The sequence below is a fragment of the Bradyrhizobium sp. CCBAU 051011 genome, assembly GCF_009930815.1.
Lineage (GTDB): Bacteria > Pseudomonadota > Alphaproteobacteria > Rhizobiales > Xanthobacteraceae > Bradyrhizobium.
Map to the genome: position 1 here is coordinate 5773663 of NZ_CP022222.1, position 15262 is coordinate 5788924.

A 15262-nucleotide genomic window follows, 5' to 3' on the forward strand; every position below is an offset into this window, starting at 1 on the left:
CCCGTGATCCCCAAGCGCCGGGAGTGGATTCCTGGCGTATCGAAAGATCAACTCCGGGTTTTTACGGGCCCAAGCACGTTGCCGGGCATATAAAGCGGGTGATCCCTCAGCCTTAACCTGATGTAATTGCTGAAATCTCTTCTATGGAAGACCTGTGGAAGCCTCCAGCCAGCGAGTTATTTCCGTTCGGCTTTTTTTAGCTCCCGATCGATCCGAAGCTGGACCCGCCGGATAGCAAGCAGATTGAGCTTGGCCTCGGTCTTTCCCACGACTACCCGCTCGCCGATACGGAATTGCCATTTCCAGATGCCCGGAGCGACCGCGGTCACGCTGTATTCGACGCCCTTGTGAATCATATAAAAATCCCGTTGCGGGTCCCCACCGCTTCAAAATTCAATCCTCATACTTAAAATTGCAATTGTTATTCAGTACAGCTAGACAGAGAGAGTCTGTCACATGCCGGTTTGAACCGGCGAATGGAGCGGGAGAGGCTTGGAATTACCTGCGCGGCCCCAATTCAGGGCGTTAGCCTGGCGCGCCGTTGCGCCAGCTCGCGACAATCTTCAACTGGATGCGACGCACGGCAAATAGCGAAAGCGTTGCCTCGATCTTTCCCGACCCCACCAGGTCGTCGATCCGAAATTGCCACTTCCAGAATGCGCCACTTCCAGGACCCGCCGCTTCCAGAATCCCAAGGCTTCCCATCGTCGTCAGCGCATATTCTGCGCTTTGTGATTCATGGAAATCGCCCGCACTCCTGCAATAGCGCGAGCGGAATGCAAAGTACCATAGATCGCCCGTTCGATAAATAACGGTTGCCGCGCGGGAGCGCGCGCCGGGAAAATCCTCCTCCGCTGCAAGCGTTCAACCCCGCGGACGCGCCCAAATTCCCGGGCCGCTTTCATGCCCGCAAAAAAGCACTGCGCCGCGCAAGCGGAATATCGTCGCTTGGCGGCGCAGGCCTATTCCCCGAGTATGCAATTGCCCAGGCAAGAATTTTGTCTGCGCGCAACGAAAAAGGTTCAACGCCATTCGAGCGAATTTGCCGGGCGATTTGCCCGCTGAAACGGGCGGCGTGGGGCGGACGTATCTGCTCGCGAGGGCGGGGTGGTCCTCCAGATTTTCCCCGCCGTCGGCGACCTCGCTGCATAGCCCCATGCGGCGGGGTCGTTGGGCTGGCGCGGGCGGTCAGCCTTGCTTGCGCAGGAAAAACCGGTGCCGGCTTTTACGGATCGTGCGCTAGATCCTGGTCATGCCGGCGTAGTGTCTGCCGCTGTAGGGGCCGACGTGAACGCCGGTCTTCATGCACTCCGTCTTGGCCGTGCACATCTGAACGCTGTCGGATTGGTCGGCGGAATCGCGAATGCAGGAAGCTGCGTAGGCGCTGCAGGTGTGCGCGATCGCGCGCCGGTTCATTTGCCTGACGTAAGCGGCCAAGCGGCCGCCATCGGACGACTGGCAGCACTTGCCGTTCATTCATTTCGGCAATGTGCGAGGATTTGGCTGGCCCGGCCGAACCATGGGCAGGATGCAGTTGGGCAGGCGACGCGTTGAAGGGAGAAGGCCGCCGACGGCCGCTGCTCTCAATCCTGACGCGATGGATAAGGTTGCCGCGACGGAATGTGGGTTCGCGACGGCGCGTCCCCGGGCCGGACGGGCGGCGGCACTCGCGCGGGCTCCGGTGAGCGGCTGAGGCTCAGGAGCCGGGTGAAGAGATCGGCGCCATGGCGTTGAAGCATTGGCAGGATGGGCTCGTAGGCGGGGGCGGTCATTTGTATCTGCATACGGTGATGCATAGCGCACGCGCCTTGACGGACGGTGCAGGTAAAGCCGCAAGCACATCTAAAATTGTAAGTGATCTCGTTCGGCGTCTACCGTGCAGGCCAGCCAATAACGATGAGGCCGCCCCGGTGGCGGCCTCATCGGAGAGCTAGCCTTTCGGCTGCTCTACATCAGGCGGCCGGGGGCTGGCGTCCGGCGCCTTTTCACTCCTGGCCGAAAGGTCGGCGGCCTTGTCGAGAAAGCCCGCGGCGACATCCGGATCCGTGGTGGCCATTGCAAACTTGAGAAAGGTTGCCGCTTGTTCCGTCAGATATTTTTTTCCCGGCACAATCCTGGTTCCCCTTTACTACCCGTTACTAGCCTTCGCGCTGCACCCGATCCGATTACGCACTGCGGTCGAATCCGTTCCGGAGAAAAAGTACAAAAGTGAACTTAAGGCGGGCCAAGCTTGGCACGATCGTGCGCTCGGCCCTTTTCCGAGCCCATGGTGCCAATGGAACCGAGGGCCGGTCCGGCCGGCAACAGCCGATCAGTCCTCGCCCAGAAGCTTGCCGGTTTCCTTGTGGATGAAATGAAGCCGGGTGCAGGCCAGACAGAGGACGGAAACATACGAATTGGGCCCGTCCTCCGGGGCGGTCGCCGGAAGCCAATGCTGAACGTTCGTGCCCAGCCGTGGACATTTGAACAGGATATGTCGGCCCATGGGCGGGAAATATGCCGGTCCTCCCGCGCCGGGTCACTTCCGTATGTTTGCGTAGTTGGGGGCCGGGCGGCCGGAAAGATGCAGCGTTCGCTTGGGTGAGTATGCCGCGAAACGCAACCACGGCGCTCCTAGGGTTCGGGTACGAAAACACCGTGGTGTTACGGAATCCCCAAGGCGCGTCGAAAGCCCTATGGTGGCTGTCGCCGGGGGCTGCTTTTCATCCCGAACCAATTTGTACCGGCTGGGGGCCGCCTGCGAGGCGGCCCTTTCATTTTGCGCGCAGGCCGGACCAGGGTTTGCTCAAGAGAGGTCGCCGGCCAATGCGGCCCAGGCAGCTATTTCTTTGCTGGCCGGAGCAGGTCATCACGCCGGTGCTGAGGCGGCCCTTTCTGTCCACTTGTATGCACAACGCGAGTTGGGACACCGCCAACTTTAGACTAGGACAGGGCCTCGGAATACGGACGGCAGCCGCAATTGCCGTGCTGCCCTAAACGAAAGAGGCCGCCAACTGAGGCGGCCTTACTCTTCTAGGCTGGTTCTGGCGGTTGAAGTCCCGGCGAGGAAAGCCATTCGTTGATGTGGGAGGCAGTTTCTAGCTGTCTGATCTTCTGGAGCAGCCCGTCCCTCTGAGGACCAGGTTTGAGCTGGGCAATTTGGGCTTCCAGCTTCGCCTTCTCGGCTGCGATATTTTCCTCGAACGTGTGGGGAAGAGATCGGCGACGCTGCATGACACCATCTCTAACCGTAGGGTTTTGCAAGTTCCGATCCTAACATGCAGATGCCCGGCCGTCGGTTCCGAATTGAACAATCCAGATCAGGCCACGGTGAATTTCAAACTAGGCGACTGGGGTCGGAAACAGGCTAGTGCCTTATGGTGCTGTCCTAAGGCGGCCTACGGCCGTTGTCGTTCAAGTTCAAGCCTCCGCGCTGACGAAAATATCGAACGCCTCGTAAGCCTGTTGCGGCGTCTTTCCCTCCTTGAATGCGTTCGGGAAACTGAAGATCGCATTCGCTAGAAGGAATTCATCCGGCACAGGAAACAGGGTGCGAAGTTCGGCGAGCCAGCTCGCGTATGAGGGAGGGTTGAACTTGCCCAAGGTGTAGCTATCGCTGAATGTGTGCATTTAGCTCGGAGCCTTCAGGCCGGGAGATCGCAGCCACTCGCTCAGGTGCGATCCGGTTTCGGCTTGTCGCGCCTTGCGGATTGTGGCCTCCCGAACCTCGCCGGGCGGGAGCAATCTGGCTTGCTCGCGCAGGCGGCAGGCCTCGTCGGCAAGACGTTGCTCTAGGGTGGTTTCAGGTCGTGTGTAGCGGCGTCGCTGCTGCATAGGGCTGTGCTCCGTTCCATAGAGGAAGGCGGGAGCGCAATCGGGCGTTCTCATCACCGATAGAAGCCGAGGGCTGGGCGGTGATCGGGGCAACCTGGCATGTTCGGCAGCCGATATACTGATCAATACAGCTCACATCGCGAAATCGTTAACAACTCAAATTAGGCGCTGTGATTTTCAACTTAGGCCACCAGGGGTCGAAACAGGCCAGTGCCCCAACAAGAAAAAGAACATATTGCGAACATAGAACAAACGTGGTACAAAAATCCCTAGACGAAATCGAATCCAAAAAGCCTCTCGCCGCCGTTTGTCCCGCTCGCGAATCCCCGCCATAAGGAGCACGTATTATGTCCGCCACTGCCCTGCGTATCGTTGAAGGATCCTCCATGGATAAGACCAAGGCCCTGTCCGCCGCGCTCTCCCAGATCGAGCGCCAGTTCGGCAAGGGCTCGGTAATGAAGCTGGGCAAGAACGACCGTTCGATGGACGTCGAGACGGTGTCCTCGGGCTCGCTCGGGCTGGACATCGCGCTCGGCGTCGGCGGCCTGCCGAAGGGGCGGGTGGTCGAAATCTACGGGCCGGAATCGTCAGGCAAGACCACGCTGGCGCTGCACACGGTGGCGGAAGGGCAGAAGAAGGGCGGCATCTGCGCCTTCATCGACGCCGAGCACGCGCTCGATCCGGTCTATGCCCGCAAGCTCGGCGTCAACATCGACGAACTCCTGATCTCGCAGCCCGACACTGGCGAGCAGGCGCTGGAAATCTGCGACACGCTGGTGCGCTCGGGCGCGATCGACGTGCTGGTGGTCGATTCGGTGGCGGCGCTGGTGCCGAAGGCCGAGCTCGAGGGCGAGATGGGCGATGCGCTGCCCGGCCTGCAGGCGCGGCTGATGAGCCAGGCGCTGCGCAAGCTCACCGCCTCGATCAACAAGTCCAACACCATGGTGATCTTCATCAACCAGATCCGCATGAAGATCGGTGTGATGTATGGCTCGCCGGAAACCACCACCGGCGGCAACGCCTTGAAATTTTACGCCTCCGTCCGCCTCGACATCCGCCGCATCGGCGCGATCAAGGAGCGCGACGAAGTCGTTGGTAACACCACCCGCGTCAAGGTGGTGAAGAACAAGCTGGCGCCGCCCTTCAAGCAGGTCGAATTCGACATCATGTATGGCGAGGGCGTCTCCAAGATGGGCGAGATCCTCGATCTCGGCGTCAAGGCCGGCATCGTCGAGAAATCCGGCGCCTGGTTCTCCTATGACAGCCAAAGGCTCGGGCAGGGGCGCGAGAACGCCAAGGCGTTCCTCAAGGCCAATCCCGACATGGTCGCCAAGATCGAGCTGGCGATCCGCCAGAACTCCGGCCTGATCGCCGAGCAGATTCTGGCCGGCCCGGCCGAGCGCGACGCCGATGGCGAGGAGCCGGCGGACGACGAATAAGCTTCAGAAACGCTTCAGGGGTTAAGGCCTAACGTGACAGACGGGTGCTGTAGACGTTGAGTTGCCGACGTCTTCAGCGCCCGTTTTGTTTGGTGGGTAGGTATCATCGGAGAGTGCAATGAAGCCTCTGGTCCTGACCGGCTGGTTGACGCCGGACTTTATAAAGAATGACTTCGCGGACCTCCTGCTGGATCTAGCCTTTTTCGACTTTGTCTGGGGACCGCAGCCCTCATCGGATGAACTCGCAGCCCATCTTGGTCCGCGTCTCGCAAGCCACGACGAAGGCACACACTGGTCGGACTGGGGCGTCCACCGGAAACAGAGCGAAAACAGGACGCACCCTGATGCGAGCCTGGCCGAATTCTGCGAGCAATACGAAGCCGTCGAATTGTGGTTCGACGTGCGACCGAGCGCGCAGCTGAAACTGATCTGGCTGCTTGATTACTTCCGTTCCTATCCGGAAATCGTTGGCAGGTTGAAGCTGCGTCTCGTCGATCTGGATATGAGGGAGCTTGAGACGTTCGGCCGGTGGGACCCGCCGGCTGTTGACGTCACGGAAAGGGAGTTGGCGACGGCGAGCGCGGCCTGGCAGGCTTGGCGATCGCCCACGCCGGTTGCCTGCTTCGATTTGCTCAGAAGGGATTTGAGCGCGTTGCCGCTGCTCAAACCTGTCCTGATCGATCTGCTCGAAGAACTGCCGTCAGGTTCGACAGGGCTTGGCGCCTCGGAAATGCGGATGCTCGAGTTGATCGCGCGAGGGTACTCGCTCACAAATGCGCTCTTCCATCTCTACCAACTGCGGCAAACGCGCATCTTCGGCGAGTGGGAATACGGCTATTTGCTGGATGGGCTTGCGTTTGGCCCGCGCCCTGCCGTGGCAGGCCTCGAGGAGGAACTGCGCACGCTCTCGCGGGAAAATTACCGGGACCGGCACGCCGCTTACCTGCGAAGCGAGCTGTCGATCACCGAATTCGGCAAGGCTGTTCTCGCCCACAAGGAAGACTTCAGCCGGCACAATCCAATCGACCGTTGGTGGGGCGGCACGCATCTGACCAACGATCGGCTCTGGCGCTGGAATCCGGCGCTGATCAAGCCCTGATGCGTACAGTCTGAGCGAGGCGTACCGTGACGCGTTTGATCCTGACGGCAGATTCCTCCAGCGCGGGCGGCGTTGTATCGGCCGGCCACGCCGATCTGGCTGCCGCCATCGAGCTTCGGATGGTTTGGGGGCCACCGCGTTCCGATGCGGAGCTTGCAGCGTTTTTGGCGGCAAGGACAACGCAAAGGCCGGACTCGCAATTGGCTCGATTCCGTGCCGCCGCGACGCCGCCAGAAATTCGGCATCAAGGATCTCGGGTTGATCGAGGCTAGCGAGCATTTTGAAACGGTCGAGCTCTGGATGGAAACCGAGCCGAATGCCCAACTGGTATTGATCTGGCTGCTGGATTATCTCGGCCCGCGGGCGAAAACCTTAAGGATCATTTTGCAGCACGTGGATGTCTCTTTCGGCGAGACAGAACCTGCGCGTCTCGCCGAATGGAAGTTCCCGGGCGTCGCGATCAACGACCATCACCTCGAGATCGCAAGCCTTGCGTGGCAGGCCTACCGGGCGCCGACGCCGCATGCCTGGTTCAATCTGCTCGGGAGGGATTTGAGCATCCTGCCGCAGCTTCGGCGATGTGTGCTGGAAATGCTCGAAGAGCTACCAGCGCGCGCAACCGGGCTCGGCGCGTCCGAACTGCGAATTCTGGAATTGATCGCGGCGGACTACGAGCGTCCGTTCGAGGTGTTTCCGCATTACAGGCAGCGCTTTCAGCGTCGCGTGTTCGGCTACTGGGAGGCTGGTGTTCTCCTGGAAGGGCTTGCGCTTGCTCCGGTGCCCGCTGTGTCGGGCCTCGCGGAGTGGCCGTTCACGCTTGAAATGCACAATTCAAGCGACCGATTGAAGCGATATAAGGAAAGCCGGCTCTCGCTCACCGCGCTCGGCAAGGCCATTTTAGCGGGCACCGAAGATTTCAGCCGGCATAATCCGATCGATCGCTGGTGGGGCGGCACGCGGCTGACCAACGACCGGCTGTGGCGCTGGGACCCCGTCCTGCTCGTGCCGTAGCGTGACCCGCAGGAGGGGGCGAGCGAAAGCGAACGCCTCACCTTAGACCGTAGGATGCGTAGAGCGCAGCGAAACCGATCTCATGCCGCATCGGCGGTGATAACAGCGATGGGTTTCGCTTTCGCTCAACCCATCCTACAAGGATCTCACTCCGCCGCCTGCGCGTAGTCCGCCACCGGCGGGCACGAGCACACCAAATTGCGGTCGCCATAGACGTTGTCGACGCGGCCGACGGGGCACCAGTATTTGTCCGTCCGCGAGGTGCCGGCCGGGAAGCAGCCCTCGGCGCGGCTATAGGCGCGCTGCCATCCGTCGTCGGCGATGTCGTGCACGGTGTGCGGGGCATGGCGCAGCGGCGAGGCCTCGATCTTCCAGCGGCCCTTTTCGACCTCTGATATCTCGTTGCGGATCGCGATCATGGCATCGCAGAAGCGATCGATTTCAGCCTTCGATTCCGATTCGGTAGGCTCGATCATCAGCGTACCTGCGACCGGAAAACTCATGGTCGGGGCATGGAAGCCGTAGTCGATCAGCCGCTTGGCAATATCGTCGACGGTGACGCCGCTCGTCGTCTTGAGGGCGCGGGGATCGACGATGCATTCATGCGCGACGCGGCCCTTCGCATTCTTGTAGAGCACCGGGAAATGCGGATCGAGCCGGCTTGCGATGTAGTTGGCGTTGAGAATCGCGATCTCGGTGGCGCGCGTCAGGCCTTCGCCCGACATCATCAAAATGTAGATGTAGGAGATGGTCAGGATGGACGCCGAGCCGAACGGCGCCGCCGACACCGGACCGACGGAAGCCGGCGCCGTGCCGTCGGTGGCGGGATGGCCGGGCAGATAGGGCGCCAGATGCGCTTTGACGCCGATCGGGCCCATGCCCGGGCCGCCGCCGCCATGCGGGATGCAGAAGGTCTTGTGCAGATTGAGATGGCTGACGTCCGCGCCGTAATCGCCGGGCCGGGACAGACCGACCTGCGCATTCATGTTGGCGCCGTCGAGATAGACCTGGCCGCCATGGCTATGGACGATGTCGCAGATCTCCGTGATGTGCTCCTCGAACACGCCGTGGGTCGAGGGATAGGTGATCATCACCGCGGCGAGATTCTTCGAATGCTTCTCGGCCTTGGCGCGGAGGTCGTCGACGTCGACGTCGCCGCGCGCATCGCAGGCCGTTACCACCACCTCCATGCCGACCATGCTGGCGGACGCCGGATTGGTGCCGTGCGCGGAGGAGGGGATCAGGCACACCTTGCGGTGCGGCTCGCCGCGCGCCGCGTGATAGGCGCGGATCGCCAGCAGCCCGGCATATTCGCCCTGCGCGCCCGAATTCGGCTGCAGCGAGATCGCGTCATAGCCGGTGATGTCGCACAGCGCCTTCTCGAGCCGTCTGAACAGCACGTGATAGCCCCTGGCCTGCTCGGATGGCGCGAATGGATGAAGCGAGCCGAACTCGGGCCAGGTCAGCGGGATCATTTCCGTGGTCGCGTTCAGCTTCATGGTGCAGGAGCCGAGCGGGATCATGGCGCGGTCGAGCGCGAGGTCGCGATCGCTGAGCTTGCGCATGTAGCGCAACAGCTCGGTCTCGGAACGGTGCGCGTGGAACACGGGATGGGTAAGAAACGCACTGTCGCGTTTCAGGGCGGCGGGCAGGGCCTCGCGCGCGGTGATCTCGAATTCGGCATAGGAAAGCTTGCCGCCAAACGCGCGCCATACCGCCTCGACGGTCGCCGGCGTAGTGGCCTCATCCAGCGCGATGCCGAGCGTGCCGTCACCCAGGCGCAGATTGATTTTCTCAGCGTGTGCCCGGACGACGATCTCGCCCTGTTTGGCCCCGACATCCAGCGTCACGGTGTCGAAGAACGCTTCGCTCTTCAATGCAAAACCAAGCTTGCGCAAGCCCGCCGCCAGCACCGCTGTGCGCCGGTGCACGTTGCGCGCGATATGGGTCAGCCCTTCGGGGCCGTGATAGACCGCATACATCGAGGCGATCACCGCCAGCAGCACCTGCGCGGTGCAGATGTTGGAGGTGGCCTTTTCGCGACGGATGTGCTGCTCGCGAGTCTGCAGCGCCAGCCGGTAGGCCGGCGCGCCCCGCGAATCCACAGATAAGCCGACGATGCGGCCGGGCAGCGAGCGCTTCAGCGCGTCGCGCACCGCCATATAGGCCGCATGCGGTCCGCCATAGCCCATCGGCACGCCGAACCGCTGCGCCGAGCCGATGGCGATATCCGCGCCAAGTTCGCCGGGCGAGGCGATCAGCGTCAGCGCCAAAAGATCGGCGGCGACCACTGCGAGCGCGCCCTTGGCGCGCAGCGCGGCGATCGCCGGCTGCAGGTTGCGCACCGTACCTGACGTCCCCGGATACTGCAGCAGGCCGCCGAACACGTCGGCCTTATCGAGATCAGTGAGGGGATCGCCGACGACGAGATTCCAGCCTAGCGGCTCGGCGCGGGTGCGCAGCACCGCGAGCGTCTGCGGATGCACTTCGGCATCGACGAAGAATGACTTTGTCCTGACCTGCGAGGCGCGCTCGGCGAGCGCCATCGCTTCCGCCGCGGCGGTGCCCTCGTCGAGCAGCGAGGCGTTGGCGACGTCGAGCCCGGTGAGATCGCAGATCATGGTCTGGAAGTTGAACAGCGCTTCCAGCCGGCCCTGGCTGATCTCGGGCTGATACGGGGTATAGGCGGTGTACCAGGCCGGGTTCTCCAGAATGTTGCGCTGGATCACCGCGGGCAGGATGGTGCCGGAATAGCCCTGGCCGATCAGCGAGGTGAACACCTCGTTCTGCGCGGCCAGCTCGCGCATATGCGACAGCGCCTCGGTTTCGCTCAACGCCGAGCCCAGATCGAGCGGCGCCTCCTGCCTGATGGAGCCAGGCAGCGTCTGGCCCATCAACTCGGCAAGGCTGCTCGCGCCGACGCTGTCCAGCATGGACTGGATGTCGCGGGGCGAGGGGCCGATATGCCGGCGCACAAAATCGGTGGCGGCTGCGGCAGTGGTCTTGAGCGGCGCGTTCATGGCGTGCTTTCCTTAAGCCGTATGGGCCTTGTAAGCGGCCTCATCCATCAGGCCGCCGAGTTCGCTTTTGTCCGCGATCTTCAACTTGAAGAACCAGGCCTTGCCGCCGGCGTCGGAATTCACCAGCGCGGGCTCGGCGGCGAGCGCTTCGTTGACTTCGATCACCTCGCCAGAGATCGGCGCGTAGACGTCGGAGGCGGCTTTCACGGATTCGACCACCGCGGCGGCTTCGGCCTTCTTCAGGGCGCGGCCGACCTTGGGCAGTTCGACGAACACGACGTCGCCGAGCTGCGACTGCGCATAGTCGGTGACCCCGATGGTGGCGACATCGCCCTCGATGCGGAGCCATTCGTGGTCGGATGTGAACAGCGTGGTCATGAAACTTCCTCTGGCGTTTGAATCAGCGTTTATAGGTGTTGGGAACGAAGGGCATGGAAGCGACCTGCAGCGGCAGGCGTTGACCGCGCACTTCCGCAAAAACCTGCGTGCCGTTCTTGGCGAGCGATGTCGGCAGATAGCCCATCGCGACCGGCGCATTGAGGCTCGGCCCGAAGCCGCCGGAGGTAACCTTGCCGATCGGCTCGGCAGCGGCGCTATCGGCGAACAACAGCGCGCCTTCGCGCACCGGCGCGCGGCCTTGCGCGAGCAAGCCGACGCGGCGGCGCGTTGCGCCGGTTTCGAACTGGGCGAGAATCTTGTCCGCGCCCGGAAATCCTCCGGCGCGGGCGCCGCCGCTGCGGCGGCTCTTCTGCACCGACCATTCCAACGCGCCCTCAACCGGCGTCGTCGTGGTGTCAAGGTCATGGCCGTAGAGGCACAGGCCGGCCTCGAGCCGCAAGCTGTCACGTGCGCCAAGGCCGATCGGCAACACGTCAGGGTTTTGCAGAAGCATCGTCACCAGTGCCTCGGCCTGTGCGGCCGGCACAGAAATCTCAAAGCCGTCCTCGCCGGTGTAGCCGGAACGTGAGACGAAGCAGTCGAAGCCGGCGACCTTGCGCGGGCCGCTATCCATGAACCGCATGGCGGTGACGTCGGCACCAAGTTTCGCCAGTGCCGATTCCGCCTTTGGTCCCTGCAGTGCAATCAGGCCGCGATCGCTCAGAGAATCGATAATGCAGCTCTCGGAGAGATGCGCGCGCAAACGCGCTTCGTCCTCGGCCTTGCAGGCGGCGTTGACCACCAGAAACAGGTGGTCGCCGAAATTCGCCACCATCAGGTCGTCGAGAATCCCGCCGTCATTATTGGTGAACTGGGCGTAGCGCTGCCGTCCCGGCGGCACCGCCACGATGTCCTGCGGTACCAGCCGCTCCAGCGCCAGCGCCGCGTCCTCGATCCGGCCCGATTTCGCCCGCAGCGCGAGCTGGCCCATATGGGAGACGTCGAACAGGCCGGCGGCGCTGCGCGTGTGCAGATGCTCCTTCAGCACGCCGGCCGGGAATTGCACTGGCATCTCATAGCCCGCGAACGGAACCATCTTGCCGCCGCGCGCCACATGGAGCGCGTGCAATGGGGTGCGTTTAAGGGGAGATTCGTCGCGTGCCAGCATCCGTTAGGCCCTCATGGGTTCCGGAGACCAGCCTCCGAAAACCCTAAGAAAGCCCCATCTGTCGCTGTGCCTGAGAGTATTATCCCGTCGGCGGACGCCCTGGGCACATGCCGCCCGGCGTCACTTTCCAGATGCTATTTCGTCACGCGGTCCGTTTGCCTGAGAGTTTCCGGGGCGGTTGCTCCTTCGGCGCCGGCGCTGAAGCCGATCTCTCCCGACGTGACGTCTTACAGATAAGAGGGAAACACAGGCCTGCCAAGCCTGTCAACGCAGCCGCAGCATTATCAACGGGATGTGCGTGCCCATCTTGTGTGCTGCGGCAAGCCTATGATCCGCCTGCACAGTTTCTGGACACCGCAGGCGGCCTTGTCTAAAAGCGTTCCGCCGGAGGGTTAAGGGCTGGTTGCCGCCTGATCCGGCCCTTTGCCCGATTGGATGAACATGAGCAGCGTCAACGACATCAGGTCGACCTTTCTGAACTTCTTCAAGGAGAACGGCCACGAAATCGTGCCGTCGTCGCCGCTGGTGCCGCGCAACGACCCAACGTTGATGTTCACGGCGGCCGGCATGGTGCAGTTCAAGAACGTCTTCACGGGGATCGAGAAGCGTTCCTATCAGCGCGCCACCACCGCGCAGAAGTGCGTGCGTGCCGGCGGCAAGCACAACGACCTCGACAATGTCGGCTACACCGCGCGCCATCTCACCTTCTTCGAGATGCTCGGCAACTTCTCCTTCGGCGACTACTTCAAGGAGCGCGCGATCGAGCTCGCCTGGAACCTGGTCACCAAGGATTTCGGGCTGAAGAAGGATAAGCTGCTCGTCACCATCTACCACGACGACGATGAGGCGGCGGCCTACTGGAAGAAGATCGCCGGCTTCTCGGACGATCGCATCATCCGCATCGCGACCTCGGACAATTTCTGGGCGGCGGGCGATACCGGCCCGTGCGGTCCATGCTCCGAGATCTTCATCGATCGCGGCGAACACATCTGGGGCGGACCTCCCGGCAGCCCGGAGGAGGACGGCGACCGCTTCCTCGAATTCTGGAATCTGGTGTTCATGCAGTTCGACCAGATGACGAAGGAGGAGCGCGTGCCGCTGCCGCGTCCCTCGATCGACACCGGCATGGGGCTGGAGCGCATGGCCTGCATCCTGCAGGGCGTCGAAAGCGTGTTTGAGACAGATCTGTTCCGTAACCTGATCGACGCGACGGGTTCAGCGCTCGGGCATGGTCCCAAGAAGGATAACATCGCGTCGTTCCGCGTCATTGCCGACCATCTGCGTGCGTCGTCGTTCCTGATTGCCGACGGCGTGCTGCCGTCGAACGAGGGCCGTGGCTATGTGCTGCGCCGGATCATGCGACGCGCCATGCGCCATGCGCAGTTGCTTGGCGCGAAGGAGCCGCTGATGCACCGCCTGGTCTGGGCGCTGGTCCGCGAGATGGGCCAGGCTTATCCGGATCTGGTGCGTGCCGAGAGATTGATCGAGGAGACACTGCGGCTGGAAGAGACCCGCTTCCGCAAGACGCTGGAGCGTGGCCTGTCGATCCTCGACGAGAAGAGCGCCGGCCTGAAGAAAGGCGACATGTTCGACGGCGACACCGCGTTCACGCTGTACGACACCTATGGCTTCCCGCTCGACCTGACGCAGGACGCGCTGAAGTCGCGCGGTATCAGCGTCGATCAAGCGGCGTTTTCGGACGCGATGGAGCGGCAGCGCGTCAAGGCGCGCGCGTCGTGGGCCGGCTCGGGCGATACCGCCAGCGAGGCCATCTGGTTCCCGTTGCGCGAAAAGCTCGGCGCCACCGAATTCCTCGGCTACGACACCGAGAGCGCCGAGGGCGTTGTGACTGCACTGGTGAAGGACGGCGCGGATGCCGACAGCCTGAAGACGGGTGAGAGCGGCGCGATCGTGCTGAACCAGACGCCGTTCTATGCGGAGTCCGGCGGCCAGGTCGGCGACATCGGCCTGCTGACCGGCGACGGCGTCAAGTTCCGCGTCACGGACACGCAGAAGAAGGCGGGCGATCTGTTCGTACATCTGGGCACGGTGGAGCAGGGCACGCTGAAGGTCGGCAGCGCGCTGCAGCTCGAAGTCGATCATGGGCGCCGGTCTTCGATCCGCGCGCATCACTCGGCGACGCATCTCTTGCACGAGGCGCTGCGCCAGGTGCTCGGCGATCACATCGCCCAGCGCGGCTCGCTGGTGGCGCCGGATCGGCTGCGCTTCGACTTCGTACATCCGAAGCCGATCACGGCGGAAGAACTCGCCCGTGTCGAGGACATCGCCAACGATGTGGTGTTGGAGAATGACGAGGTCACCACCCGCATCATGGCGGTGGATGATGCCCGCGAGGCCGGCGCGCGCGCCCTGTTCGGCGAGAAATATGGCGACGAGGTCCGCGTGGTGTCGATGGGCAAGCAGGATCGCGCGCACGGCCAGAACGCGCTCGGCTGGTCGGTCGAACTGTGCGGCGGCACCCATGTGCGCCGTACCGGCGATATCGGCCTGATCTCGGTCACCAGCGAAAGCGCGGTGTCCTCGGGCGTGCGCCGCATCGAGGCGCTGACCGGGCGTCACGCGCGCAAGCACGCCAACGACACGATGGCGCTCGCCAGGAACGCTGCAGCGGAGCTGCGCACCTCGGTCGACGACATGCCCTCGCGCATCGCGGCGCTGATGGAAGAGCGCAAGAAGCTGGAGCGCGATCTGTCGGATGCACGCAAGAAACTCGCGATGGGCGGTGGCGCCACCAATGGCGGGGGCGCGGCCGGCGGCGTGCGCGAAGCGGGCGGCGTCAAGCTGCTGGCACGCGCGGTCGAGGGTGTCGAGACCAAGGACCTCAAGAGCCTGGTCGACGACGGCAAGAAGCAGATCGGCTCCGGCGTCGTCGCGATCGTCGGTGTCACCGAGGACGGCAAGGCCGGCATCGTCGTCGGCGTCACCGCCGATCTCACTGCGCGCTTCAACGCGGTCGAACTGGTACGCAAGGGGTCGGAAGCGCTCGGCGGCAAGGGCGGCGGCGGAAGGCCCGACATGGCGCAGGCCGGCGGCCCCGACGGCGCCAAGGCCAACGCGGCGCTCTCGGCGATCGAGCAGGCGATGGGCGGGGCCTGATCTGGCAGGCGCTCGAAAGCGTCATATCGCGCCGCCGTCATTGCCTGCGACAAACCCGAAGCGTTTTGCGCAAGGGAGCAAAGCGACGACTTGTCCGCGTAGCTCGGAGAGCGAAGGCGGAAGCAATCCTTGTCACGGGATAATAGTGTGCGGTGCACCGTTCTATTGTTTGTTCGAGCTGTCACTGGCAATTCGGCCTCAGGGCGAGCATAGTTGC

At 63.0% G+C, this 15262-nt stretch carries 11 protein-coding genes and 1 riboswitch; of the genes, 4 read left to right on the top strand and 7 right to left on the bottom strand.

Annotated features, from left to right (window positions below; translation table 11 throughout):
- Window positions 1-176 precede the first annotated feature (176 nt).
- The 4 genes from ACH79_RS26995 to ACH79_RS27010 all read right to left on the bottom strand — a co-directional run bounded on the left by ACH79_RS26995 (window position 177) and on the right by ACH79_RS27010 (window position 3582).
- A complete protein-coding gene (locus ACH79_RS26995; RefSeq protein WP_161853648.1) occupies window positions 177-356 on the bottom strand; it encodes a hypothetical protein in 180 nt (59 codons plus the stop codon).
- 883 nt (window positions 357-1239) lie between these two features.
- On the bottom strand, window positions 1240-1476 hold the full coding sequence (locus ACH79_RS27000) for a hypothetical protein (RefSeq protein ID WP_161853649.1): 237 nt from the start codon (window positions 1474-1476) through the stop codon (window positions 1240-1242).
- A gap of 454 nt (window positions 1477-1930) precedes the next feature.
- A complete protein-coding gene (locus ACH79_RS44850) occupies window positions 1931-2056 on the bottom strand; it encodes a hypothetical protein (RefSeq protein ID WP_256380278.1) in 126 nt (41 codons plus the stop codon).
- Between the two features lie 1343 nt (window positions 2057-3399).
- Window positions 3400-3582 carry a hypothetical protein gene (locus ACH79_RS27010; RefSeq protein WP_161853651.1) on the bottom strand — a complete coding sequence of 61 codons (183 nt, stop codon included), beginning with the start codon at window positions 3580-3582 and terminating at the stop codon, window positions 3400-3402.
- Between the two features lie 578 nt (window positions 3583-4160).
- Between ACH79_RS27010 and recA the strand changes: the two genes are divergently transcribed.
- From recA to ACH79_RS27025, 3 genes are all read left to right on the top strand, one after another.
- A complete protein-coding gene (gene recA / locus ACH79_RS27015; RefSeq protein WP_161853652.1) occupies window positions 4161-5252 on the top strand; it encodes a recombinase RecA in 1092 nt (363 codons plus the stop codon).
- A gap of 118 nt (window positions 5253-5370) precedes the next feature.
- Window positions 5371-6351 carry a hypothetical protein gene (locus ACH79_RS27020; protein ID WP_202639047.1) on the top strand — a complete coding sequence of 327 codons (981 nt, stop codon included), beginning with the start codon at window positions 5371-5373 and terminating at the stop codon, window positions 6349-6351.
- Between the two features lie 213 nt (window positions 6352-6564).
- Window positions 6565-7362, top strand: coding sequence for a hypothetical protein (locus tag ACH79_RS27025; RefSeq protein ID WP_246738148.1), 798 nt, complete (start codon window positions 6565-6567; stop codon window positions 7360-7362).
- Between the two features lie 146 nt (window positions 7363-7508).
- On the opposite strand, the gene gcvP is transcribed toward ACH79_RS27025, so the two are convergent.
- The 3 genes from gcvP to gcvT are packed head-to-tail and all read right to left on the bottom strand — an operon-like array spanning window position 7509 to window position 11928.
- Window positions 7509-10382, bottom strand: a complete 2874-nt coding sequence (gene gcvP / locus ACH79_RS27030; protein ID WP_161853653.1) for an aminomethyl-transferring glycine dehydrogenase — start codon at window positions 10380-10382, stop codon at window positions 7509-7511.
- Between the two features lie 12 nt (window positions 10383-10394).
- Entirely contained in the window at window positions 10395-10760 is a 366-nt protein-coding gene (gene gcvH, locus ACH79_RS27035) for a glycine cleavage system protein GcvH (RefSeq protein WP_065728594.1), read from the bottom strand.
- A gap of 22 nt (window positions 10761-10782) precedes the next feature.
- Complete coding sequence (gene gcvT / locus ACH79_RS27040; RefSeq protein ID WP_161853654.1) at window positions 10783-11928, bottom strand: glycine cleavage system aminomethyltransferase GcvT; 1146 nt, start codon at window positions 11926-11928, stop codon at window positions 10783-10785.
- A gap of 137 nt (window positions 11929-12065) precedes the next feature.
- A riboswitch (glycine riboswitch) is annotated at window positions 12066-12156 on the bottom strand.
- 213 nt (window positions 12157-12369) lie between these two features.
- On the opposite strand from gcvT, the gene alaS reads away from it, so the two are divergent.
- Window positions 12370-15045: an alanine--tRNA ligase gene (alaS, locus tag ACH79_RS27045; protein ID WP_161853655.1), complete on the top strand. Its 2676-nt coding sequence runs from the start codon at window positions 12370-12372 to the stop codon at window positions 15043-15045.
- The last annotated feature ends 217 nt before the right edge of the window (window positions 15046-15262 follow it).